This window comes from Brevibacterium sediminis (genome assembly GCF_024895295.1).
Classification (GTDB): Bacteria; Actinomycetota; Actinomycetes; order Actinomycetales; family Brevibacteriaceae; genus Brevibacterium; species Brevibacterium sediminis.
The window spans coordinates 877,216-901,070 of sequence record NZ_JAHQRN010000001.1 but is presented as its reverse complement, the minus strand read 5'-3'; the positions used below and the strand labels follow the sequence as shown (position 1 = coordinate 901,070).

The 23,855-nt window shown below is 65.3% G+C and carries 19 protein-coding genes; 11 read left to right on the top strand and 8 right to left on the bottom strand.

The genetic code is table 11. The features are described from left to right. The first annotated feature begins 4 nt into the window (after window positions 1-4). The 3 genes from KTJ89_RS04165 to KTJ89_RS04155 are packed head-to-tail and all read left to right on the top strand — an operon-like array spanning window position 5 to window position 3,292. Window positions 5-1,801, top strand: coding sequence for an MDR family MFS transporter (locus tag KTJ89_RS04165; RefSeq protein WP_259356835.1), 1,797 nt, complete (start codon window positions 5-7; stop codon window positions 1,799-1,801). Beyond that, a complete protein-coding gene (locus KTJ89_RS04160; protein WP_259356834.1) occupies window positions 1,743-2,708 on the top strand; it encodes a D-2-hydroxyacid dehydrogenase in 966 nt (321 codons plus the stop codon). Before KTJ89_RS04165 ends, KTJ89_RS04160 begins: the two co-directional genes overlap by 59 nt. Continuing rightward, complete coding sequence (locus KTJ89_RS04155; protein WP_139908155.1) at window positions 2,705-3,292, top strand: hypothetical protein; 588 nt, start codon at window positions 2,705-2,707, stop codon at window positions 3,290-3,292. The genes KTJ89_RS04160 and KTJ89_RS04155 overlap by 4 nt, the downstream gene beginning before the upstream one ends. Before the next feature lie 259 nt (window positions 3,293-3,551). Here KTJ89_RS04155 and KTJ89_RS04150 read toward each other — a convergent pair whose 3' ends face one another. Both KTJ89_RS04150 and KTJ89_RS04145 read right to left on the bottom strand, forming a co-directional pair. Further along, entirely contained in the window at window positions 3,552-4,979 is a 1,428-nt protein-coding gene (locus tag KTJ89_RS04150) for a glyceraldehyde-3-phosphate dehydrogenase (RefSeq protein ID WP_139467387.1), read from the bottom strand. Window positions 4,980-5,034: 55 nt separating this feature from the next. Beyond that, entirely contained in the window at window positions 5,035-6,072 is a 1,038-nt protein-coding gene (locus KTJ89_RS04145) for a YhjD/YihY/BrkB family envelope integrity protein (protein ID WP_139908153.1), read from the bottom strand. A 126-nt stretch (window positions 6,073-6,198) separates the two neighbouring features. Here KTJ89_RS04145 and KTJ89_RS04140 point away from each other — a divergent pair, with 126 nt between their 5' ends. Beyond that, window positions 6,199-6,996 (top strand): DedA family protein, encoded by a 798-nt coding sequence (locus tag KTJ89_RS04140; RefSeq protein WP_310650271.1) that lies wholly within the window; start codon window positions 6,199-6,201, stop codon window positions 6,994-6,996. Window positions 6,997-7,010: 14 nt separating this feature from the next. Here KTJ89_RS04140 and KTJ89_RS04135 read toward each other — a convergent pair whose 3' ends face one another. Continuing rightward, complete coding sequence (locus tag KTJ89_RS04135) at window positions 7,011-8,054, bottom strand: glutathione S-transferase C-terminal domain-containing protein (protein ID WP_259356833.1); 1,044 nt, start codon at window positions 8,052-8,054, stop codon at window positions 7,011-7,013. 240 nt (window positions 8,055-8,294) lie between these two features. Continuing rightward, window positions 8,295-10,103, bottom strand: a complete 1,809-nt coding sequence (locus KTJ89_RS04130; protein ID WP_139467384.1) for an AMP-dependent synthetase/ligase — start codon at window positions 10,101-10,103, stop codon at window positions 8,295-8,297. A gap of 189 nt (window positions 10,104-10,292) precedes the next feature. On the opposite strand from KTJ89_RS04130, the gene leuS reads away from it, so the two are divergent. Both leuS and nadE read left to right on the top strand, forming a co-directional pair. Then, window positions 10,293-13,208, top strand: a complete 2,916-nt coding sequence (gene leuS / locus KTJ89_RS04125; protein ID WP_259356832.1) for a leucine--tRNA ligase — start codon at window positions 10,293-10,295, stop codon at window positions 13,206-13,208. A 99-nt stretch (window positions 13,209-13,307) separates the two neighbouring features. Continuing rightward, a complete protein-coding gene (nadE, locus tag KTJ89_RS04120) occupies window positions 13,308-14,141 on the top strand; it encodes an NAD(+) synthase (protein ID WP_181270571.1) in 834 nt (277 codons plus the stop codon). A gap of 86 nt (window positions 14,142-14,227) precedes the next feature. Here the strand turns inward: nadE and KTJ89_RS04115 are convergent, their stop codons facing one another. Further along, window positions 14,228-14,944 carry a hypothetical protein gene (locus KTJ89_RS04115; protein WP_139908150.1) on the bottom strand — a complete coding sequence of 239 codons (717 nt, stop codon included), beginning with the start codon at window positions 14,942-14,944 and terminating at the stop codon, window positions 14,228-14,230. A 95-nt stretch (window positions 14,945-15,039) separates the two neighbouring features. Here KTJ89_RS04115 and KTJ89_RS04110 point away from each other — a divergent pair, with 95 nt between their 5' ends. From KTJ89_RS04110 to holA, 5 genes are all read left to right on the top strand, one after another. After that, on the top strand, window positions 15,040-16,347 hold the full coding sequence (locus KTJ89_RS04110; protein WP_259356831.1) for a UDP-glucose dehydrogenase family protein: 1,308 nt from the start codon (window positions 15,040-15,042) through the stop codon (window positions 16,345-16,347). After that, entirely contained in the window at window positions 16,344-17,219 is an 876-nt protein-coding gene (locus tag KTJ89_RS04105; RefSeq protein WP_139908148.1) for a DegV family protein, read from the top strand. The genes KTJ89_RS04110 and KTJ89_RS04105 overlap by 4 nt, the downstream gene beginning before the upstream one ends. A gap of 127 nt (window positions 17,220-17,346) precedes the next feature. Beyond that, on the top strand, window positions 17,347-18,294 hold the full coding sequence (locus KTJ89_RS04100) for a ComEA family DNA-binding protein (RefSeq protein ID WP_259356830.1): 948 nt from the start codon (window positions 17,347-17,349) through the stop codon (window positions 18,292-18,294). A 112-nt stretch (window positions 18,295-18,406) separates the two neighbouring features. Next, a complete protein-coding gene (locus KTJ89_RS04095) occupies window positions 18,407-20,620 on the top strand; it encodes a ComEC/Rec2 family competence protein (protein ID WP_259356829.1) in 2,214 nt (737 codons plus the stop codon). Window positions 20,621-20,680: 60 nt separating this feature from the next. Next, a complete protein-coding gene (holA, locus tag KTJ89_RS04090; RefSeq protein ID WP_172169784.1) occupies window positions 20,681-21,664 on the top strand; it encodes a DNA polymerase III subunit delta in 984 nt (327 codons plus the stop codon). A gap of 130 nt (window positions 21,665-21,794) precedes the next feature. Here holA and rpsT read toward each other — a convergent pair whose 3' ends face one another. The 3 genes from rpsT to KTJ89_RS04075 all read right to left on the bottom strand — a co-directional run bounded on the left by rpsT (window position 21,795) and on the right by KTJ89_RS04075 (window position 23,738). Continuing rightward, window positions 21,795-22,055 (bottom strand): 30S ribosomal protein S20, encoded by a 261-nt coding sequence (gene rpsT, locus KTJ89_RS04085; protein WP_139467376.1) that lies wholly within the window; start codon window positions 22,053-22,055, stop codon window positions 21,795-21,797. A 245-nt stretch (window positions 22,056-22,300) separates the two neighbouring features. After that, complete coding sequence (locus KTJ89_RS04080; RefSeq protein WP_259356828.1) at window positions 22,301-22,915, bottom strand: type II toxin-antitoxin system PemK/MazF family toxin; 615 nt, start codon at window positions 22,913-22,915, stop codon at window positions 22,301-22,303. A gap of 58 nt (window positions 22,916-22,973) precedes the next feature. After that, complete coding sequence (locus KTJ89_RS04075; protein ID WP_139908144.1) at window positions 22,974-23,738, bottom strand: endonuclease/exonuclease/phosphatase family protein; 765 nt, start codon at window positions 23,736-23,738, stop codon at window positions 22,974-22,976. Between the last annotated feature and the right edge of the window lie 117 nt (window positions 23,739-23,855).

Below are 23,855 nucleotides of genomic sequence, written 5' to 3'. Positions count from 1 at the left end.
TGTGATGAGAAGCAACCACGAACCCGATGAGAAGACGATGACGGCAACCACCTCGAAGAACTCCGCCCCCGCGGGACCCGACGCACAGACAGAGCCGATGGCCACCTCGGCGATCATTCTGCTCTTCGTGGGCCTGATGATCGCGATGTTCATGTTCTCGCTCAACCAGACGGTGCTGGCGACCGCGCTGCCGACCATCGTCGGCGAACTCGACGGCGTCGACCAGATGCTGTGGGTCTCCACCGCATTCATGCTCGCTTCGACGATCATGATGCCCGTCTACGGCAAGGTCGGCGACCTGTTCGGACGTAAGCCGCTGTTCATGTTCGCCATCTGCTGCTTCCTGCTCGGCTCGGTCTTCGCCCTCATCGCGAATGAGATGTCGACGCTGATCTTCGGTCGAGTGCTCCAGGGCATCGGCGGCGGCGGAATGATGATCCTCTCACAGTCGATCATCGCCTCCGTCGTCCCTGCCCGCGAACGCGGCAAATACATGGGCATCATGGGCTCCGCCTTCGCAGTGTCGTCCGTGGCCGGACCGCTGATCGGCGGCTGGCTGACCGAAGGACCCGGCTGGCGCTGGGCCTTCGCCATCAACTTCCCGTTGGGCATCATCGCCCTCATCGCCGCCGCCGTGTTCCTCAAAGTGCCCAAGCACACCAAGGGTGCCGGCCCTCGCCCGAAGATCGATGTCATCGGCATGGCGCTCATCTCGATCGTCACCTCCTGCATCGTGCTCACCTCCGCCTGGGGCGGACATGACTATGAATGGGGATCCTGGCAGATCAACGGGCTCATCATCACCGGAATCATCGCCGCAGTCGCCTTCGTCTTCGTCGAACTCAAGGTCAGCGAACCGGTCATTCCGATGCACCTGTTCACCAACCGCGACTTCCTGCTGTGCACGATCGCCGGCCTCTTCGTCGGCATCGGCATGTTCGGTGTGCTCTCCTATACGCCGACCTACCTGCAGATGGTCCACGGAATCGACGCCACCGTCGCCGGGCTGATGATGGTGCCGATGATGGGCACCATGCTCGTGTCCTCGACGCTCGTCGGGTTCATCGTCTCCCGCACCGGCAAGTACAAGAAGTACCCGCTGACCGGAATCCTCATCATGGCCGCCTCGCTCGTCCTGCTCTCCCAGCTGAAGGCCGAGAGCTCGGCCTGGGAGACCATCGGCTGCCTGGCGCTGCTCGGACTCGGTCTGGGCCTGAGCATGCAGACACTCGTCCTCGTCGTCCAGAACGCCTTCCCGGTGTCCATGGTCGGCACCGCGACCGCGTCGAACAACTACTTCCGTCAGGTCGGCGCCACACTCGGAATGGCCTTCATCGGATCCGTATTCACCCAGCGGCTCATGGACAACATCAAGTCCGGAATCACAGAGATCGCGAAGGCGGCCCCACACGGGCAGATGCCCAAGATCTCCTCGACGGGGCTGACCCCGGAGATCGTGTCGAAGCTGCCGGAGCCGATGCACTCACTCATCATCACCTCCTACAACGACGCTCTCGTGCCCCTGTTCCTGTGGGTGGCTCCGCTGGCCGTCCTCGGTTTCGTCTTCCTCTGCTTCCTGCCGAACACTCCGCTGGCGCAGACACTGAAGAACGAACCGGCGAAGCGCGAGAGCCTCGATGTCGAAGCCGAGCATGCGGGTGCCGTGTCCGCGCCGGTTTCCACCCCGGCAGAGACTTCATCGGTTAGTGTGGCAGAAAGCCCACTGTCCAAGGAGCCGAGGAATGACGGTACTGACCATACTCAACTCACCCGGGACCGAGGTCCCCGCACTGATCACTGATCTGGGGGAGCGGGACGGGATCGAACTGCGCATCGCCGAAGCATCGACCCTGGCCCAGGCGCTGCCCGGCACCGATGTGCTGCTGATGTGGGATTTCTTCTCCACCGCACTCAAGGACGCCTATGGCAGCGCCGACAGACTCGAGTGGGTCCATGCCGCGGCAGCGGGCGTGGACTCGCTCCTCTTCGACGAGTTGGTCGATTCACCGGTGACCGTGACGAACGCCCGGGGAATCTTCGACCGCCCGATCGCCGAATTCGTCCTCAGCTACATCCTCATGCACGCGAAGAGCTCGATCGGCTCGCTCGACGACCAAGCGGAGGGCAGGTGGAACCGCCGGTCGACCCGCGACATCGCCGGAACCAAGGCACTCATCGTCGGCACCGGAGCCATCGGTCGAGGCATCGCACGCCTGCTGAAGGCCGTCGACATCGACGTCACCGGAGCCGGATCGCGCGCCCGCAGCGGCGACGCCGACTTCGGTGAGGTCATCGACTCCGCCACTCTGCCCGAGCACGTGGCCGGATTCGACTGGGTCATCGACATCGCACCGCTGACGGAGAAGACCGAGAGACTCATCGGCGCCGAGGCGTTCGCCGCCATGGACGACACCGCCGTGTTCATCAACGTCGGACGCGGAGACACAGTCGACACTGACGCACTCGTGACCGCGCTGCGCGAGGGACAGATCAGCGGGGCCGGACTCGACGTCTTCGACGAAGAGCCGCTGCCCGCCGACCATCCTCTGTGGTCGCTGGACAATGTCATCATCACCCCGCATATGAGCGGTGATACCGACGGGTGGAGAATGCGACTGGCGGAGCAGTTCCACGCCCTGTTCGAACAGTATCTGGCCGGTGAGCAGTTCCCGCACACCGTGGACAAGCAGCTCGGGTACGTGCGGTGAGCCAGGCCGACGACCCCGCGGCAGAGCGGGTGTTCCTGGCCAGGGTGATCGCCGAACTCATCGCCGTGCGCCGTGCCCGTCTGCTCAGCATGCTGGTGCTCGCCCTGGCCATGCTCGTCGCCGGACTCGGGGCCGCCCTCCAAGCCCAAGGAGATCACATCGATGCGGTGCTGCTGTTCTCGGCGTTCAGCCTCATCATGATCGGCATCGTCTGCGCGCTGGGCGCGATCATCGCCTGGACGCGGATCAACAGGGACGTGCTCGACTCGATCGCTGCGTCGCGACCGGCTCGTGCCAAGGCGCCGCGGACGCGGAACGCCGGACTCGCCGTCGCGGTAGGCTTCGCCATCGTCGGAATCCTGTTCGGCATGCTGCTGTGGGCCGAGACTCCGATCCTGGCCGGCGCCGTCGTCATCGCCTGCCTGCTGCTGGCCTGCCTGGGTCCCATCTGGGCGAATGAGCTGGCGAATGCCGATGACCGACTCGCCGTCATCCTCGACAGCGATGATGATCTGGCGGAGCGATTCGCCACCTTCACCCCGATCTGGCTGCATGAGGCCATGGAGTCCGACGCCGCGAATTAGGCAGAACACCTCGTTGCCGGCAGAACCTCTCGTTCCTGCGGGCGCTTTTGTCATTCCCGAGAGGTTTCGGCGGGAGGTGTAGGGCGTGGCAGTACCGGTGAGAGATGGTGCGGCCCGAAGTACAGAGCTTGCGGCCGAGGGTGCGGGATGGCGACGGAGGTGAATGACGAAGGCACCCGGAGTCATGTGACTCCGGGTGCCTGTCTCAGCCGGTCACCGAGCGCTCATCCGAGCGTTTCGGTGGGCCGCCTCGGCGATATCAGGGAAATGCCGGGACGTCCACGTCGGCCATCTTGGCCACGCAGCGCACGACCTGGCAGGAGTAGCCGAATTCGTTGTCGTACCAGACGTAGACGACGACGCGGTCCTCATCGACGATCGTGGCCAGGCCGTCGACGACACCCGCCCGCTTGGAGCCGACGAGGTCGGTGGACACGAGCTCGGGAGAGGTGACGTAGTCGACCTGGTTGCGCAGCGGCGAATGCATCGACACTTCGCGGAGGAAGGTGTTGAGCTCGTCGACGGTGGTGGCGTTGTCCAGGTTGAGGTTGAGGATCGCCATGGACACGTTCGGGGTGGGTACGCGGATCGCATTGCCAGAGAGCTTCCCGGCCAGCTCCGGCAGAGCCTTGGCGACAGCCTTGGCGGCACCGGTCTCGGTGAGGACCATGTTGAGTCCGGCCGCACGGCCGCGGCGGGAGCCCTTGTGGAAGTTGTCGATGAGGTTCTGGTCGTTGGTGAACGAGTGGACCGTCTCGACGTGGCCGTTGCGGACGCCGAACTTGTCGTTGATGGCCTTGAGCACCGGGGTGATCGCGTTCGTCGTGCACGAAGCTGCCGAGACGATGGTGTCCGTGTCGAGGATCGCGTCGTCGTTGACTCCGAAGACGATGTTCTTCACATCGCCCTTGCCGGGAGCCGTGAGCAGGACCTTCGACGCACCGGGACACGCGAGGTGCTTGGACAGGCCCTCTTCGTCACGCCACTTTCCGGTGTTGTCGACGATGATGGCGTCATCGATTCCGTAGGCGGTGTAGTCGACCTCCGAGGGATCATTCGAGTAGATGACCTGGATGAGGGTGCCGTTGGCCTGGATGGTGCTGTTCTCTTCGTCTACGACGATGCTGCCGTCGAAGGCTCCGTGCACCGAGTCACGGCGCAGCAGGGAGGCGCGCTTGACGATGTCGTTCTCCCCATTGCGGCGCACGACGATCGCACGCAGACGCATACCGGTTCCGCCGGCGCGATCGATGAGGATGCGGGCGAGCAGACGACCGATGCGACCGAAGCCGTAGAGGACGACGTCGCGGACCTCGCCCTTGCCGGACTGCGACTGGACGACCTCGGCGAGCTCGGCGGCGAGGAAGGCGTCGACGTCCGCGTTCGGATCATCGAGCTTCTCGATGAGACGGCCCAGATCGATGCGAGCCGGAGCCAGGTTGAGCCCGGACAGCGCCTTGACGATGCGGTGGGTGATCTGGATGTCGAGCTCTTCGCCGAGGAAGTGGCGAGCATAGCGGTGCGCCTTGATCATGCCGGTCACCGACTTGTTCAGCAGCGACCGCCCGAACAGGGTCAGCAGCACGTCGTTCTCACGGTACAGGCGTCCGACTAGCGGAATGAGTTCTTCGGCGGCGGTCTGCTTCTTCGCCCAATCGTCCAGGCGAGCAGTCGTAGCGTCAGTCAAAGGTCGTGTCCCCTCGGTCAGTTATAACGGATGCGCCAACAGTCTACCGTCTCGCCTATTCGCGATCGGACCGGCGTTCCTCGAACCGTTTGAAGCCCAGCAGGGTCAGCGCCACGATTCCCGCACCGGTGATGAGCGCGCCGAGGCTCTGCGCCTGCACCTTCGGTTCGACGAACCGATACTCCGGCTCCTCTTCGCGCGGCCGCGGTGGTTTCGCCGTGCCGATCCACGCGGCGATGAACAGGATGATGCGGGCGAAGACGTTGAGGGTGAGCATGATCGCGATGATCGACCCGAACACACCGGCGGCCTTGTTCCCGGAGAAGAGATTGACGAGCACCGTGGAGAAGTTGATGAGGATGAGGAACGCGGTCGCGCCGATGAGCGAACCGCGGTTCTTCGCCTGCTTGTCGACCGGCTTCTCCGGCAGCATCGTGAACAGGAACCAGAAGATCAGCCAGGCGGCGCCGAAGGTGAGGATGACCGGAACGATGAACAGCAGACTGCCGGCGAATCCGCCGAGCCCGAGGAAGTCGGCGATCATCGAGCGAAGACCGGTGCCGACGACGGTGAGCGCCACGGCCAGGAGGAGGCCGATGATGAGGCCGATGAGGGTGACCACGTTGTTGATGACCTTGCTGACGAAGGACTTCTCCGGCACGGCATCGTCGAAGTCGTCGTGCAGCTGAGCTCTCACCGCGGCACCGAGGTTGCCGATGAATCCCTGACCTGTGTAGAGGCCGGTGAGAATACCGATGATTCCCACTCCCTGCCAGTCGAGGAGGAAGCTCTCGAGCTGCTCGGTCAGCGAGGAGTTGCCGGCTGTGAAGGTCTCGATCTGCTTCGTGACCTCGGGAAGGAGCTCGGGGCGTGCGACGTCGAGGACGAATCCGATGCTCGCGAGGCTGACCATGGCGATGGGCATGACCGCGAGAACGAGGAAGTAGGTGATCGCGGCACCGAACTGATTGCCCAGACGCTGTCCGAAACGCTGGACTGCGCGCATGAGGTGGGCGGGTCCGGGTCGGTTGACGGCATTGTGGCCGACCTCAGCGACGGTGTTGCGCGAGGCCAGTACTTTGGCAGGTGCCACGTGTGTGCTCCTTCGATGCGTATCCGCAAGGTGCGTTCGTATTCCGGTCTGAGGTGTTCGTTTCCACACTAGCCGCTGTGAGCGTACTGTGAGCGGCAGGCCGCGCCCTTATCTAGACTTTTGACCATGCCGATCACTGATTCGTTCGCTCCGACTGCCGATTTCGCACCCGTTGCCACCGACAGCCTTGCCGGCCTGCCTGCCGGCGGAGTTCCTGCCGATGTCCTCGCCGCCGGCGGCAGCGCTGCTGACAATCTCAGCGGGTTCTCGGCCTGGACCGTGACGATCATGGAGACCTTGGGGCCGGTCGGTGTCGGGTTCATGGTCTTCCTCGACAACATCTTCCCGCCCATCCCCAGTGAGCTCGTCCTGCCTCTGGCCGGATTCACCTCCAGTCAAGGCCAGATGAACATTGTGGCCGCGATCGTCTTCGCCACGATCGGTTCGGTCGTCGGCGCGGTTCTGCTGTGGGCGCTGGGCAAGTGGATCGGCATCGAACGCATCGCCCGGATCGCGGTGAAGATGCCGTTGGTCGACGTCGACGACGTGCATAAGACCGTTGACTGGTTCGACAAGCACGGGGACAAGGCCGTGTTCTTCGGTCGGATGATCCCGATCTTCCGGTCGCTCATCTCCATCCCCGCCGGAATGCGGGACATGCGCCTGACCAAGTTCCTGCTGCTGACCACGGCCGGCAGCGCGATCTGGAACACGATCCTCATCGTCGCAGGCTTCACCCTCGGTGAGAACTGGTCGGTCGTCGAGACCTACGCCGGCTACTTCCAGAACGTCGTCATCGTCGCCGTCGTCGTCTTCGTCATCGTGTGGATCGTGTTCAAGGTCCGCAAACAGCGGCGGAAGAAAGCCGCCGGGCTCGACACGACCGAAGGCGATCATATCGAGCCCGGAGAATTCGAGGTCTGAGGTGATTCCTCGGCTCAGCTCACCCAAGCCGTCGCCGTATGCGCGGGTGTGACCTCTTCGCCGGGCTTGACCGGCCCGGGAGCGGTCCCCTCGCCGAAGGGGGATCCGCCGAACTTCCGGTCGCGACCGTGATCGCTGAGCCAACCCGAGAGATCGGGGCCCTTCGGCACGATCTGCGTCGGGTTCACATCCTGGTGGACGATGTAGTAGTGCTGTTTGATCTGCTCGAAGTCGACCGTGTCCCCGAAGCCCGGTGTCTGGTACAGGTCACGGGCGTAGCCCCACAGGTTCTCGAACGCCGTGAGCGGCTGCCGGTTGCACTTGAAGTGACCGAAATAGACGGGATCGAAGCGCACGAGCGTCGTGAACAGTCGCACATCCGCCTCGGTGATGGTCTCACCCATGAGGAACCGTGACCGGCTGAGCCGATCCTCGACGATATCGAGCGCGTTGAATAGGCGGTCGAAAGCCGCCTCGTAGGCGTCCTGGGAGCCGGCGAAACCGCAGCGGTAGACCCCGTTGTTGATCTCCGTGTAGATATGGCGCATCACCTTCTCCATCTCCTCCCGCGATTCCTCGGGCCAGAGATTCGGGGCACCCTCTCGGTGGTATTCGGTCCACTGGGTGGAGAAGTCCTCCGTGATCTGCGGGAAGTCGTTGGTGACGACGACGCCGGTGGGCACGTCGACGACGGCCGGCACGGTGATTCCGCGCGGATAGTCCGGGTAACGGGCGAAGAACGCCTGCTGCAGGCGTTCGATGCCGAGCACCGGATCCACCCCGCCCGGGTCGAGGTCGAAGGTCCACGACCGCGCATCGTGGGTGGGGCCGGGCATGCCGAGGGAGATGACGTCCTCGAGCCCGAGGAGGCGACGGACGATGATCGTCCGGTTCGCCCACGGACAGGCACGGGCGGCGACGAGGCGGTACCGGCCCGGTTCGACGGGCCACTGAGCGTTCGGATCGTTGAGGATGCGATCGTCGATGTAGTTCGTATCCCGGTTGAATGCCGCCCCTTCCGTCACGTAGCTGGGAGTGTGATCGGTGGTCTCGGACATGACGCTGCCTCCAATGAGATCGATGAGTTCGACTTCTGTCCTCAGCTTACGACGCTGAGGCAAGCCCACGCCGAGGCGGGACGACGTCACCGTTGCCGTGCCCTCCCGATTGGGAGGAGTCCGCCCACCGCCATCGAGGCGGGACGACGGCGGCCCGGGACGGACCGTTCGAGTCCGTGCCCGGGCCGTACCCCGCAGGCTGAGTTCAGCGACTGTGTCCCAGCCGGCAGCGGCTGTGCGTCAGCCGGCGTAGAGCGCGTCGATCTCGGCGGCGAAGTCCTTATTGATGAGGTGACGCTTGACCGACTGCTTGGCAGAGAGGTAGCCGTTCTCCTCGCTGAGCTCGATCGGCAGGATTGTGAACTTCTTGACTCCTTCGGCCCGCGAGACGGTCCTGTTCATCTGTTCGACGGCCTTGGCCACTTCGGCCTGGACCGCATCGTCCTCGGCGGCCTCGCGCAGACTCATCTGCGGCAGATCGTGGTTCTTCAGCCAGCCCGGCAGCATCTCCGAATCGAGGAAGATCAGCGCCGAGACGAATTTGCGGTTCTCGCCGACGAGCACCGGCTGGCCGATGATCGGGTGGCGACGCAGCACGTCCTCGAGCGGTGCCGGGGCGACGTTCTTGCCGCTGGAGGTCACGATGATCTCCTTCTTGCGGCCGTTGATCGTGAGGTAGCCGTCGTCATCGAGTGAGCCGAGGTCACCGGTGCCGAACCACCCGTCGTGGAACTCCTTGGCCGTGGCCTCGGGGTTGTTCCAGTACTCGCGGAAGACCGGCACGCCCTTGGCCAGGATCTCACCGTCGGGAGCGATCGCCACCGAGACGCCCGGCAGCGGCACGCCGACGGTTCCGATCTTCGACTTCTCCGGAATATTGACGGTGATCGGTGCCGTGGTCTCAGTGAGTCCGTAGCCTTCGAGGACGATGATGCCCAGTCCGCGGAAGAAGTGGCCGAGATGAGAGCCGAGCGCACCGCCGCCGGAGACCGCATGAGTGACGTTGTCGCCCATGACCGCGCGCAGCTTCGAATAGACGAGCTTGTCGAACAGGGCGTGCTGGAGCTTCAGCCCGGTGGGCACCTTGCCGGTGTCGAGTGCCTTCGAATAGGCGACGGCGACCTGCTCGGCACGGCGGAAGATCTTCTCCTTGCCGCCTGCCTGAGCGGTCGCCAGCGCGGAATTGAAGACCTTCTCGAAGACCCGGGGCACACCGAGGATGAACGAGGGACGGAAGCTGCCCATGGCATCGGTGAGCTTCGTCAGGTCCGACTGATGCGCCAACAGAGCACCGTTGCTGATGGCCAGGACCTCGATGAACCGGGCGAAGACGTGAGCCTGCGGCAGGAACAGCAGGCAGCGCATCTTCGTGTCGAGAACGCTGGGGATCTGGTGGCGCGCGGCCTGGGCGGTCTGCACGAAGTTCGCGTGGGTGAGCACACAGCCCTTGGGCTTTCCGGTGGTGCCGGAGGTGTAGATGATCGTCGCCACGGAATCGGAGCCGACCTGCGAACGGGCGGCTTCGAGCTCCTCATCGGTGACGGCCTTGCCGGCTTCGGTGAGATCGGCGAAAGCGCCTTCGTTCCAGACCCGCAGGGCTGGCTCTTCCCGTCCGGCAGCCTTGGCCGCCGCCCGCACCCGATCGGCATGGTCGCCAGTGGCGACGAGCCCACGAGTGACATCGGCGTCGGTGAGCATCCAACTGAGCTGGCTCTCCGAAGAGGTGTCGTAGAACGGCACGGAGATTCCGCCGGCGTACCAGATGGCATAGTCGCTGAGCGTCCACTCGTAGGAGGTGGGGCCGAAGATCGCGATCCGGTCACCGACTCCCACGCCCAAGGCGATGAGCCCCTTCGCGGCCGCCTTGACCTCTGCGAGGAATTCGGCCGCGGTCAGTTCGTTCCAACCGTCCCCGTCGGGCTTAGCGACCAGAGGGCGGCTGGGGTTCTCAGCGACTGTGCTGAGGAAGATATCGGTGGTCGACGAGGCGGTATCGACCTCGAAACCGACGACGGGTGTTGACGACTGCGGCATGGTCGTTGAGCTCATGAGTCTCCTTCGAGGACGTAAGTTACTGCTCGGTTATCTTACAGTTCGGCCGGGTCTCAGTGAAATCGATCACGTTTGCCGAGATAACCGGCGTCCGCTGACCTGTGAGCAGTCTAACCAAGTCGAATCAGGGGGCGTTCAGAGTACGATGGTCAGAACCCGCTCACGTCTGTTCTGCGAAGGAAGGTAATGACGACGAACCCTGAGGAGACCGGTTTCCGCTATGATGCGGCGCTGGCCGAAAAGATCGAGAAGTCTTGGCAGCGCACCTGGGAGGAATCGGGCACGTTCCACACCCCGAACCCCACCGGAGACCTCGGCGAGCTCGACTCCCAGGATGCTTCGTCGCCCTACGGTCCGCCGGCCGACCTCAGCGAGCGCGAGTCCCTGTACATCATGGACATGTTCCCGTACCCCTCCGGTGTGGGACTGCACGTCGGCCACCCGCTGGGCTACCTCGGCACCGACGTCTACGGCCGCTACCAGCGGATGCGCGGACACAACGTCATGCACGCCCTGTCCTACGACGCCTTCGGACTGCCCGCCGATCTCTACGCGGTGCAGACCGGTCAGCACCCGCGCATCACCACCGATGCCAATATCGCGAACATGACCGAGCAGCTGCGTCGCCTGGGGCTGGCCCACGATGTGCGCCGTCGCTTCGCCACGACCGACGACGAATTCGTCAAATGGACGCAGTGGATCTTCCTGCAGATCTTCAACTCCTGGTACGACAACGAGGCGACCACCCCCGATGGTGAGGCCAAAGGCGCGGCTCGACCGATCGACACGCTCATCGAGCAGTTCGCCTCCGGTGCCCGCCCTACACCCGACGGTCGCACCTGGTCGGAGCTGAGCTCGGCGGAGCGCGAGAACGTTCTGCAGGGCTACCGCCTCGCCTACGTCTCCGAATCCCCGGTCAACTGGTGCCCAGGGCTGGGCACCGTGCTGGCCAATGAAGAGGTCACCGCCGAGGGTCTGTCCGAGCGTGGAAACTACCCGGTATTCACCCGCCGTCTGCGCCAGTGGAACATGCGCATCACGGCGTACGCCGACCGCCTCATCGACGACCTCGACGTGCTGGACTGGCCGCATGCGATCCACGCCATGCAGGTCAATTGGATCGGCCGGTCGAAGGGCGCCCTGCTGCGCCTGCCCATCGCCGGTGACGATGCGTCCGACATCGAGGTCTACACCACCCGCCCGGACACCCTGTTCGGCGCCACGTACCTCGTCCTCAGCCCTGAACACCCGCAGGTCGCCGACCTGACCGCTGAGGTCTGGGATGAGTCCACCCCCGAGTCCTGGCGCGGGGGAGAGGCAACCCCCGCCGAGGCGATCGCCGCCTACCAGCGCGCCGCTGCGGCCAAGACCGACGCCGACCGGCAGCAGAGCCGGGAGAAGACCGGCATCTTCACCGGCTCCTATGCGCTCAACCCGGCCACCGGGGCCGAGGTTCCGATCTTCATCGCCGACTATGTGCTCATGGGATACGGCACCGGAGCGATCATGGCCGTGCCGGCCGAAGACGCCCGTGACTGGGACTTCGCAAAGGCGTTCGGACTGCCCTATATCCGCACTGTGCAGCCTCCGGCCGACCACGACGAGGACGCGCCGTTCACCGGCACCGGCGTGATGATCAACTCGGCCAACGCCGAGATCGACATCAACGGCCTCGAGATCGACGCGGCGAAGGCCCGGGTCACCGAATGGCTGGCCGGAAAAGGACTGGCCACCGAGTCCACCCAGTACCGTCTGCGCGACTGGCTGTTCTCGCGCCAGCGCTACTGGGGCGAACCGTTCCCGATCGTCTACGACGAGAACGGCACCCCGATTGCTCTGCCCGACGAGATGCTGCCCGTCCAGCTGCCCGAAGTCGACGATTTCGCACCGCGGACCTACGCGCCCGACGATGCCGACAGCCGTCCCGAACCGGCGCTGAGCAGGAACCAGGAATGGACGAGCATCGAACTCGACCTCGGCGACGGTCCGAAGACCTACCAGCGTGAGACGAACACGATGCCCAACTGGGCCGGATCCTCGTGGTACCAGCTGCGCTACGCGGACCCACACAACGACGAACGCCTCGTCGACCCCGCCAACGAGAAGTACTGGCTGGGACCGCGGGCCTCGAAACCGCGCGGCGGCGCCGACCTCTACGTCGGCGGACAGGAGCACGCTGTGCTCCACCTGCTCTATGCCCGCTTCTGGCACAAGATCCTCTTCGACCTCGGGCACATCTCCTCGTCCGAGCCGTTCCACCGTCTGGTCAACCAGGGATACATCCAGGCCTATGCCTACACCGATTCCCGCGGCGTCTACGTCCCCGCCGCCGAGGTGGAGGAGAGAACCGAATCGAACGGTGAGCTGACGTTCTGGTACAACGGCGAACAGGTCAATCGGGAGTACGGAAAGATCGGCAAATCGCTGAAGAACTCCGTCATGCCCGACGAGATGTACGACGCCTTCGGTGCCGACACCTTCCGCGTCTATGAGATGTCGATGGGCCCGCTGGAACAGGACCGTCCCTGGGACACCCGCGCCGTCGTCGGCGCACAGCGGTTCCTGCAGCGCGTGTGGCGACTCTTCGTCGACGAGACCACCGGCGAGTCCGTGGTCGCAGACGGTGAGGCCGACGCCGAATCGCTCAAGGTCCTCCACCAGGTCATCGAAGGTGTGCGCGAGGACATGGACCATCTGCGGTTCAACACCGCGATCTCCAAGCTCATCGTGCTCACCAACCATGCCACCAAACAGGGCGGTGCGACCCGGGACGTCCTCGAACCGCTGACGATCATGCTCGCACCCTTCGCACCGCACCTGGCCGAAGAGCTGTGGTCACGTCTCGGACACGAGTCGACGGTCACCTATGCGGCCTTCCCCGAGGCGGACCCGAACCACCTCGTCGCCGAGACCGTGACCTGCGTGGTCCAGGTCAAGGGCAAGGTGCGCGCACGGCTCGAGGTGGCCCCGGACATCACCGCAGAAGAACTCGAGAAGCTGGCTCTCGAATCGCCGAACGCCGTCAAGGCCCTCGGCGGCGCCGGAGTGCGCAAGGTGATCGTGCGAGCCCCCAAGCTCGTCAACATCGTCCCCGACGCCTGAGACCCGGCCGATACTTCGCCGTAACACGGCATCTGGGAGACTGCATGAGTGCGGGCGCCGAACGGCGGCGCTTCGCCCCCGACTACGACTGGTGTGAGCATGACGAACGACAGAGTCCAAGACGAGATTCGGCACGCCCTCGGCGTGCGACCGCAGATCGATCCGGCGACGGAGATCGCCCGGCGTGTCGAGTTCCTCGTCGACTATGTGCTCACCACCGGAGTCAGAGGTCTCGTGCTCGGCATCAGCGGCGGGCAGGACTCCACACTGGCCGGCAGGCTCTGCCAGCTGGCGGTGGAGGACCTGCGCCGCCGTGGGGCCGATGCCGAATTCTGGGCCGTGCGCCTGCCTCACCATGTGCAGACCGATGAGGCCGATGCCCAGGACGCTCTGTCGTTCATCGCCGCCGATCACGAACTCGCGATCAACATCGGCGCCGCCACGGATGCGGCCGCCGAGGAGTACGAGAAGGCCACCGGAGAGCCGATCACCGATTTCGGCAAGGGCAACGTCAAGGCCCGGATGCGGATGATCGCGCAGTTCGAGCTGGCAGGGGAGAAGAAAGCGCTCGTCGTCGGCACGGACCACGCCGCCGAGGCGGTCACCGGGTTCTTCACGAAGTTCGGCGACGGCGCAGCCGACGTCATCCCCCTGGCAGGTCTGAACAAACGGCAGGGACGGGAACTGCTGCGCCACCTCGGCGCTCCCGAACATCTCATCGTCAAGGTCCCCACCGCGGATCTGCTCGATGACGAACCCGGGCAGACGGACGAATCGTCGCTGGGTCTGAGCTATGACCAGATCGATGACTTCCTCGAGGGGAAGGAGATCGAGCCCGCGGCCGCCTCGGCGCTCATCGAGAAGTACCGCCGCTCAGAGCACAAACGCCGCACCCCCGTGGCTCCGGTCGATTCGTGGTGGATCCGGCACTGAGCCGAGCACGTGAACACTGGCAGCAATTGAGGCCCTCACAATGTGAGGGCCTCAATTTTTTACCGAACGTCGTCTGTCGAACGTTGTCAGTCGTTGAACGGCGGGGTGCCTGAGACGAGTCCGAGTTCGAGTGCTGTCTGGTTGAACTCCCATCGGGAGGAGACGAAGTCGTCGCTGAGGCGTTCGCCCCGGCTCTGAGCCTCGGTGTAACCGCGCCAGCCGTCCTTGCGGGCATCGCCGGGACGGATCTCACGGGTGCCGGCATCATCGGGAGAGACCTGGGTCTCCTCCTTCACCCAGATTGACAGCCCCTCGGCTGCCCGATAGAGGTTCATGAACGCGGTGTGCGAACGGGGGTTGTCGAAGCTGGCCTTCTTGAACTCGGCACAGAAGGTGGTGAGCGGCTCGAGTTCGTCGACGGCGACGGTGGCGAAGGTCGCATCGAGTCGCAGGGACTGGACGAGGCCCGACGAATCCGGGATGAGCTCGAGGATGCGACGGGCGCGACGCTCATCGGGAAGCAGCTCGACCTTGTCCTCCACCGGGGTCAGTCCGAGAGTGTCCATCCGACCACGCTCGACGCTGAGCTGCTGGCGCAGTGCGTCGATCTGCTGTTGGGCACGTCGCCATTCGCCGTGGAACATCAGCAGCGCGGCGATCACGCCGAGGCACAGCACGAGTCCGATGATCCAGGCTGCAGAGTGCAGCCCGGGGATGGCGAAGACGATGATGCCGAGCACGGTGAGCACCGCAAACGTCACGGCGGCCGGTGAGTTGGTGAGGAAATCAAGGAAACGCTTCACAATTCCAAGCCTACTGTTTCAACCTCCACATATCGTGCAACCGGGTGGCATATAGTGTGGTCGAAAACGCATGCCAATACCCAGGAGAGCTCGGTTTGAAGATTTCAGTCATCGGTTGCGGATATCTGGGCGCGGTCCATGCGGCGGCCATGGCGTCTCTGGGCCATGAGGTCACGGGAGTCGACGTCGACACGGAGAAGGTCGAGGCCCTGACCTCCGGTCGTCCGCCCTTCTACGAACCGGGACTGAGTGAACTCCTCGTGAAGGCTCAGGAGCGCGGAAAACTCGAATTCACCACCGATATCTCCCGCGCCGCCGACGCCACCGTGCACTTCGTTTGTGTAGGCACTCCGCAGAAGCCCGGTGAGTTCGCCGCCGATGTCACCTATGTCGATGCGGCCGTGGAATCCCTGCACCCGCACCTGACTGCGACGTCGGTGGTTGTGGGAAAGTCGACCGTTCCCGTGGGCACCGCCGAGCGCCTGGCCGGAATCATCTCCGACACCGGCGCCGCCATGATGTGGAACCCGGAATTCCTGCGCGAGGGCCATGCCGTCGAAGACACCCTCCACCCGAATCGTCTCGTGTACGGAGTCGCCGACGGTGAGCCGGGGCAGGCCGCGGCCGCGACCCTCGACGAGGTCTACGCTTCGATACTCGCCGAAGACACGCCCCGGATGATCACTGACTTCGCGACCGCTGAGCTGGTCAAGACCGCCGCGAACTCGTTCCTGGCCACCAAGATCTCATTCATCAATGCCATGGCCGAACTCTGCGAAGCATCGGGAGCCGATGTCACCCAGCTCGCCGACGCGATCGGCATGGATGATCGGATCGGCCGCAAGTTCCTCAACGCCGGGCTCGGATTCGGCGGCGGATGCCTGCCCAAGGACATCCGCGCCTTCATGGCCAGGGCCGGAGAGCTCGGCGCCGATCAGGCGGTGGCGTTCCTCAAGGAGATCGACTCGATCAACATGCGCCGTCGTGTGCGGATGGTCGACATCGCCCGCGATGCCCTCGGCGGGTCGTTCATCGGCAAGAAGATCACCATCCTCGGCGCCGCGTTCAAGCCCGACAGCGACGACGTCCGTGACTCTCCGGCCCTGGCCGTGGCCAGGCTCATCGCCACCCAGGGCGGGCTGGTCACCGTCACCGATCCGCAGGCGATCGGGAATGCGCAGAAGTCATTCCCCGAACTCGACTACGTCGCCGACACCGCCGAGGCGATCACCGGGGCGCAAGCCGTGCTGCTGCTGACGGAATGGCGCGAATACCGCGACCTCGACCCGGCGGCGACCGCCGAGCTCGTGAGTGGGAAAGTGCTCGTCGACGGCCGCAATGTGCTCACTCCCGAACTGTGGCGGGCAGCGGGCTGGACCTACCGAGCCCTGGGCCGTCCATGAGAATCGGGCTGGTCACCGACTCCACGGCGCAGCTCTCCGCGGACGAACGCGAAGCGCTGAGCGAGGCCACCGGCGGTCTCTTCGCCGTGGTGCCGCTGACCGTGCTCATCGGCGGAGTCGCCTTCGCCGACGGTGAGGTCGATGCCGGGCATCTGTGCGCGAAGATGACCGACGGAGTCGAGGTCACCACGTCCATGGCCACCCCGGCCCAGTTCTCCGACGCCTATGCACGGCTGCGCGAGGACGGCGCGGAAGCCATCATCGTCGTGACCATGTCCGCGGAGCTCTCGGGCACCCGCGATTCCGCGGTCAAGGCCGCCGAAGCCGAGGACATCCTCGTCGATGTCGTCGACTCGAGGACCACCTCGGCGGGACTGGCCGGGGCACTGTCTGTGGCCGTGGCCGGGATCCGGCAGGGACTCGACGTCGAATCGATCGCCGGAACCATCGCCGACTGGTGCGCGGCCGAGACCCGTTCCGTGTTCGCCCCCGGCAGCCTCGAACACCTGCGCCGAGGCGGCCGGATCGGCGCCGCGTCCTCCTTGCTCGGCCGGGCCCTGCAGATCGTCCCCGTGCTCGGTCTCAGCGCCGGAGTCGTCGTTCCGCTCGCCCGGGTGCGCACTCGCACCAAAGCCCTGGAGAAGATCGTCGCCCTGGCCGCGCAGGCCGCAGCCGAGGTGGCCGATCCCGAGGACACCGTGCACGTCGAGGTCCAGAACGCCGAAGGGGAGATGGACACAGCGGATGCCGAGCTGTTGAGCTCACGGCTGCGCGAGCTCGGATTCGACTCGTCGTTCAGGACGCTGTCGACGATCATCACCGCGCATGTCGGCCCCGGTACGGTCGGTGTGACCGTGCAGACCACACCCTGACTCACACATTCCTGCCTGGGGATGCTCGGGTGACTTGATCACCTCTGCCCTGTGGACGCAGATGCTCTGTCCACAGGCGACGCTTCTGCCCTGGCCGCTGCGTACCGGCGCTTCCTAACCTCGGACCATGGCTGTGTCTCCGGATGATCGTTTCGCCGGCCTCCTGGGCGCCAGTGCCGAGCGCGGCGGTTGGGTGCCGGGCGACGTCTATACCGCCGACACCGCCGGTGAGGAAGAACCCGTCGAGCCCCGTCGCGTGCGTCTGCCCGTGCTGGCAGCTCTCGGCATCGCCACGGTCGGAATCCTCGTTCTCGCCTTCTTCCTCTTCCGTCCCGCTGCACAGCATTCGCCCGTGGGCGGCGGTGACGATCCCGGCCAAGGCACAGGAGCCGGTCAGTCGCCTGCCGCGACCGGCGAGGGAGGTGAAACAGGAGAAGCCGGTGAGGGATCGGCGGGATCGGCCGCAGGACAGGAAGGAGCCGCCTCGGCGAAGTCGGCGAATGCGAACGGGGAGGTGATCGTCCATATCACCGGGGCTGTCAACGACCCCTCCGTGGTCACGCTGAAGGCAGGTGCGCGGGTCCAAGACGCCGTCGAAGCCGCTGGAGGACTGAGCGCCGGAGCCGACGGTGAAGCGGTGAATCTGGCGCGCGTGCTCGCCGACGGTGAGCAGATCCACATCCCGACAGAAGGCGAAGAGCCGGCAGCCGGAGTCGATGGTGCCGATGCGAACGGGACTGGGGCGAACGGGACCGGTCAGGACGGAACCGGTCAGGACGGAACCGGTTCGTCTGGAAGTGGGGGAGGGGGCGCGGAAGGAGGCGGTTCGCCGGGATCCTCGGATTCATCTGCAGCCGCGAGCGGCGGGGCACCCGGTCAGGCGGGGAAGGTCGACCTCAACACCGCCGATGCCACGACCCTCGAGACGCTGCCCGGGGTCGGACCCGTCACAGCCGAGGCGATCATCAGCCACCGTACCCAGCAGCCGTTCGCGAGCGTCGATGATCTGCTGCTCGTCAAAGGCATCGGGCCGAAGACCTTCGAAAGCCTCAAAGACCTTGTCACCGTCGGCTGACCCGGGTCCCGCAGCCGCGCACTCACGGCTGCGAACGAGGCGATCCTGCCAGCAGGCGTGGGAGCGCAGACTGATTGCCCTGCGACATGTGTGCGCGGCTGCGGTTGCCTGGGTGCGGGAGCGGGCGGCGCTGTGGCCGGGCTCCGTCCGTCTCCTCTGCTGTGCAGTCGGCCTCTGGGCCAGCGCTCTCCTGTCACCGGAGCCGTGGGTGCTCTTCGGCGTTCCCGTGCTCGGAGTCCTCGGGATCGTGATCCTGCTTCGGCACCACCACCTCGGTGTCGGGGTTCTCGTCTTCACCTGTCTGCTGACGATCCAGATCACCGCCCTGGCCGCCGCCCACGGACCGGATGATGAGGCCGAGACCACGGGGATCGTCGTCGGCCACAGCGAACCCGGAGCGTCCGGCTGGACGCGACTGACCCTGCTCACCACCACCGGATTCACTCACGTGCTCAGTCCCGAAATCGCTGCCGACGGAGCGACCGTGCGAATGCGCACTCAGCGCCTCGACGATATCCGCTCGACCGAGGCGGAACCACAGGTGCTCGAAGCACCGAACCGACTGTGGCAGTGGCGTGAGCGGCTGCGCACCGAACTCCGCGTCGATTCTCTCGCCGCCGGCAACGACGGCGGACGGCTGCTGCCTGGACTCGTCGTCGGTGACACCTCGCCTCAGGACGACCGGATGATCGACGATATGCGGGTCGTCTCCCTCACTCACGTCTCGGCCGTGTCGGGCAGCAACGTCACGATCGTCAGCCTCGGTGCCGGACTGCTTGCCGGAGCCTGCCGAGCCGGCCCACGGCTGCGCGTGAGCATCGGAGTGCTCACCTGCCTCGGCTACGTCTTCATCGTCGGGTTCGAACCCAGCGCCATCCGGGCCGCCGGCATGGCGATTGCTGCGGCGCTCGTCTTCCTGCGCGGCGGTGGGATCTCCCCGGTTGCGGTCATGTGCTCGACCGCGAGCCTGCTGCTCGCCTTCGTGCCGGTGTTGGCCACCTCGGTGGGGTTCGTCCTGTCCGTGGTCTCCACCGCCGCGATCATGTTCGTCGTCCCGATCCTGCTGCGCCGTCTCGCCGTGCACCTGCCGCTGCTGCCCACGGTGCTCGTGACCGCGCTCATCGTGCCCTTCGTCGCCCAGCTCGCGTGCACCCCGGTGCTCGTGGCGATCGACCCGCGCATCGGACTGTGGTCGGTCGCTGCCAACGCCGCGGCCGCACCCGCGGTCATGCCGGCGACGGTGGCGGGTTTCCTCAGCCTCGTGGCCACCGGCATTGCGACGACAGGGCTGCCCGGAGCCGACTTCGCCTCTGCCCTGCTGGCGTGGATCGGGTCCTTTCCGGCCTGGTGGATCGTCCTCGTCGCCCGAGTCTGCGCCGCACTGCCGGGAGCGGCACTGGACTGGCCGGTGCCGCCGCTCGGAACGCTGCTGGCGCTCGGGCTGCTCGGCCTCGCCGTGACCGGTACGTGGATGCTCGTGCGGCGTCGCCTCTGGGGTCTGCCCGTCCTCGTCCTGTGCTGCCTGCTCACGGCCGCCGTCATCGTCACGGTGAGGGCGAAGCCGCCTGCAGCGGACTGGCTGGTGCTCGTCTGCGATGTCGGTCAGGGTTCGGCTGCCATCATCAACCTCGGTGATGGTCGGGGTCTCGTCGTCGATACTGGGCGTGAGCCGAAACCCATCGACACCTGCCTCGACGAATCCGGGATCGAGGAATTCGATCTGCTCATCTCCCACTTCGACGCCGACCATTTCGCCGGCTATGCGGGCACGACGTGGGGGCGCACGGTCGATCGGCTGTTCGTCTCCGCGAATGTCGCGACTTCGCCCGAAGTCAGGCGCGTGATCGCTGACATCGGCGCCGAGGCCGTCCCCACCCACCGTGGTCAGACGCTGAGCTTCGAGGCGGCGAGTCTGGAGGTGCTGTGGCCGCCCCTGCGCTCGGTTGCTGCTGCGGCAGAGGACGAGGAGCTGCGCAACGAAGACTCCCTGGTGGTGCGGGTCGAACAGGAGGGTCTGAGCACTCTGCTGCCCGGCGACGTCGGAGCCGAGGAGCAGTATGTGCTCGCCCAGCAGGTGCGGCCGGTGGATGTGCTCGTCGCACCGCACCATGGTTCCTCCGATCTGGCTCCCGAGTTCTTCGCGGCCGCGGCTCCCGGCCTCGGCGTCGTCTCGGTGGGGGAGAACAGCTACGGGCATCCGAGTGAGAAGTCACTGCGCTCCTTCGGCCCCGTGCCCGTGCTGCGCACCGATCACTGCGGTTCGGTTGCGCTCTACGCCCAGAGTCGATTCAGCACCGGCCACAGTTGTTCCGAGGACAAGGGGTGAGACGGCGGGTGTCGGTCCGACTTGCCGGTCATGTCGGGCAGCCGCGATAGGCTGGGGTCCATGGCAGTGAAGAAGACCCTGATCCCGTGGAGCTCGGCGAAACCGGCACCTGTCGTCATGATCTCCGGTGGCGAATCGGTGCTCGTGCGCATGGCCAAGGACCGCATCGTATCGGCCGCACGGAAACAGGATCCCGAAGAGATCGAATTCGACGCAGCGGGATACCAGGCCGGCGAGTTGGCGATGGCGGCTTCACCGTCTCTGTTCTCGTCCTCTAAGCTCATCGTCGTCGATGCCGTCGAGAAGTGTTCGGAGGACTTCCTGGGTGACGCTTTGGCCTATTTGGACGCTCCGAACGATGACGCCGTCGTGGTGCTGCTGCACGCCGGCGGCAACCGGGGAGCGAAGCTCATCAAGAAACTCGACTCCGCCGGCTTCCCGCGCATCGACGCGGCGGTGCTGAAGAACGAAAGCGATCGGGCGAAGTTCGCCCAGACCCGGTTCAAGACCGCGAAGCGGCGCATCGACGAGGCGGGAATGGCCGCGCTCATGTCGGCGCTGGGCTCTGATCTCGCCGAACTCAATGCCGGGGTCGACCAGCTCATCGAAGACACCGAGGGCACGATCACCGCCGAGGTCGTCGACCAGTACTACGGCGGCCGGGTCGAAGCCACCGGCTTCAAGGTCGCCGATGCGGCAGTGGCCGGAGACGCGAAGAACGCGCTCAGCCTGCTCAGGCATGCCCTGTCGACCGGGTCCGATCCGGTCCCGCTGGTGGCGGCAGTTGCGATGAAGCTGCGCGGTATGGCGAAGGTGCAGGGGTTCTCCGGCACCAGCGGCGAGCTGGCCTCCGAGCTGAAGATGGCTCCGTGGCAGGTCGACCGGGCCCGCCGGGAGGTGAGGCGGTGGAACGAGGTGGCGCTCGGCCAGTCGCTCATTGCCGCAGCCGAGGCCGATGCGGCCGTCAAGGGCGGTGGACGCGACCCCGTCTACGCCGTCGAATGGTTCGTCTCAGAAGTCGCCCGCCTAGCCCGCCTCCGCTAATTACTACCTGACGGCGGCCCAGCAACCTCGCGCGAGGTTGCTGGGCCGCCGTCAGGTAGTAATAAGTAAAAAGTACGGGGTCCGAACCGTGTGGTTCGGACCCCGTGAAGCTATAGCCTCAGTCGTGCGCTCAGAGAGCGTTGATCTGCGTGGCCAGGCGCGACTTGCGGTTCGCAGCGTTGTTCTTGTGCAGAACACCCTTCGAAACAGCCTTGTCGAGCTTGCGGGCAGCCACAGCATAAGCCTGCTGTGCCTCTTCCTTGTTGCCGGCAGCAATGTTCTCGCGAACGACGCGGACGTAGGACCGAACCTCGGACCGGACAGCCTTGTTGCGCTGACGAGCCTTCTCGTTGGTCTTGATCCGCTTGATCTGGGACTTGATATTAGCCAATTTCAACACTCTTTCGTGTTAGTGGTACATGGTCGTGAGGGCGCATCGAACCGACATGATCATCTCCGCGGGGAAACACATCGACGACATCGAATCCGACGGCGTCTTCACCCGACCTCGGCGAGACACACGCCTTGATGAAGACACAATCACCCATGATACAGGCTCTCGTCCCGGGCTGGAAATCCCTGCGCGCCCAGCAGCGCAGGGAAGCTGCAGGCTTCGCTCGGTCGGTCTGCCGGGGCTCAGCCGGAGATGTGCCCGGCCACCCGGTCGAAGACGTCGCGGGGCATGATCGCGCCTTCCCTGCGGATCGAATCGGGATCGAGCCGGATGATGCGATCGAGGCGGAGCTCCGAGGGCCGACCCTGCGAATCCCAATCCCCGGTGCCGATGTTCATCCACTTCGCGTGCCGGTCCTGCCGGACCTCGCCGACGCCGCCGGGGATGTGATCCTTGCTGGTGAGCATGAGCGCGAGCACCCATCGGCCGTCACGTCCGACGACGAGGGACGGTCGATCCTTGCCTTGCGAGTGGTCCTCCTCGAAGGGGACCCACCCCCAGACGACTTCGCCCGGATCGGCGTCGCCGTCGAGATCGGGGGAGTAGCTGACCGTGATCGAGCCCGTGTAATCGCCGGGATACGCACCGGATCCGCCCTGGCCGCCCGAGGCGGAACGATCGGCAGAACCCGCCGAGGCGGCACCTCCACCGCCGGACCGTGCCGGATTCGGCCGGCTGGCATCCGTTGGCTGCGATGCGCCTCCGGAGTTCTTCTTCGACTGCGATTGGCGCAGATAGCGCAGCCCTTCGCGGACACCGATTCTCGCGGCCCGATTGACCAGTGATCTCCAATTCATACGTCCAGCCTAAACGAGCAGGCTGGCACAGGCTGCAAAGAACTATGTGCCGTCATGGTCACGAGAATTCGAGGACCGCCTCGACGGGGAAATGGTCGGAAGGGTACTTCCCGTCCACCTCGAACGTGTCGATGCGCGTGGACAGTGTGCGCAGGCCCGGTGTTGTGAGGATCCAGTCGATGCGCGGCTCGCCTGCCTTCGGACCCTTGTAGCGGTGGAAGGTGCCGATGTCCTCACCGGGAACCTCGGCTGCGGTGTCGGTGAGGCCGAGCTCAGTACAGAAGAAGTTGTAGACCGGGGAGCCGGTGGCGACATTGAAGTCACCGGTGACCACGCAGGGACGGGCCGCCTCGGCGATGGTCTCGGCCATGATCCGACCGGACTCGAGACGGGCGCGCTCGGACTTGTGATCGAGGTGGGTGTTGAGCACACGCAGACGCCGGTCGGATTCGAGGTCGCGGACATCGACCGTCGTCAGGGTGCGCGCATGCGAGACTCCCCACGATTCCGAGGCCACGGTGTCGGGCTGTTCGGACAGCCAGCTGATGTCCACGGCTTCCACGTCGAAGCGCTTCGAATCGAGGATCACGGCTGTGAACTCGCCGGAGTTGCCACCGGAGTGGCCCTCTCCGAGCCAGATGTACTCCTCGGGCAGCAGGTCGATGAGCGTCTCGAGCTGGTCGAGCTCGCCCTCTTGGGTGCCGATGAGGTGCGGACGTGCACGCCGGATGAGATCGGCGGCGATGGGCAGCCGCTCGGCCACCGGATGACCGTCCATCGCGGGATAGCGGAGGTTGAAGCTCATGACCCGGAATTCGCTCATGAGACCATCTTCCCCGATCGGCACCGTTCGGCGGGGCGAATCGCGAAAGATCCGGACGATCACGACGTGCACGCCCGTGGATTCCAGGTCCGCGCGCAAGTCATGAAACAATGGGGG

What these genes read in the sequence shown, in the direction of transcription:
- KTJ89_RS04135 (WP_259356833.1), bottom strand. Translation starts at nt 8,054, where the DNA reads ATGTCCGAGACCACCGATCACACTCCCAGCTACGTGACGGAAGGGGCG.
- KTJ89_RS04100 (WP_259356830.1), top strand. Translation starts at nt 17,347, where the DNA reads ATGGCTGTGTCTCCGGATGATCGTTTCGCCGGCCTCCTGGGCGCCAGT.
- holA (WP_172169784.1), top strand. Translation starts at nt 20,681, where the DNA reads ATGGCAGTGAAGAAGACCCTGATCCCGTGGAGCTCGGCGAAACCGGCA.
- KTJ89_RS04105 (WP_139908148.1), top strand. Translation starts at nt 16,344, where the DNA reads ATGAGAATCGGGCTGGTCACCGACTCCACGGCGCAGCTCTCCGCGGAC.
- KTJ89_RS04140 (WP_310650271.1), top strand. Translation starts at nt 6,199, where the DNA reads ATGCCGATCACTGATTCGTTCGCTCCGACTGCCGATTTCGCACCCGTT.
- KTJ89_RS04075 (WP_139908144.1), bottom strand. Translation starts at nt 23,738, where the DNA reads ATGAGCGAATTCCGGGTCATGAGCTTCAACCTCCGCTATCCCGCGATG.
- nadE (WP_181270571.1), top strand. Translation starts at nt 13,308, where the DNA reads ATGACGAACGACAGAGTCCAAGACGAGATTCGGCACGCCCTCGGCGTG.
- KTJ89_RS04165 (WP_259356835.1), top strand. Translation starts at nt 5, where the DNA reads ATGAGAAGCAACCACGAACCCGATGAGAAGACGATGACGGCAACCACC.
- KTJ89_RS04130 (WP_139467384.1), bottom strand. Translation starts at nt 10,103, where the DNA reads ATGAGCTCAACGACCATGCCGCAGTCGTCAACACCCGTCGTCGGTTTC.
- KTJ89_RS04080 (WP_259356828.1), bottom strand. Translation starts at nt 22,915, where the DNA reads ATGAATTGGAGATCACTGGTCAATCGGGCCGCGAGAATCGGTGTCCGC.
- KTJ89_RS04160 (WP_259356834.1), top strand. Translation starts at nt 1,743, where the DNA reads ATGACGGTACTGACCATACTCAACTCACCCGGGACCGAGGTCCCCGCA.
- leuS (WP_259356832.1), top strand. Translation starts at nt 10,293, where the DNA reads ATGACGACGAACCCTGAGGAGACCGGTTTCCGCTATGATGCGGCGCTG.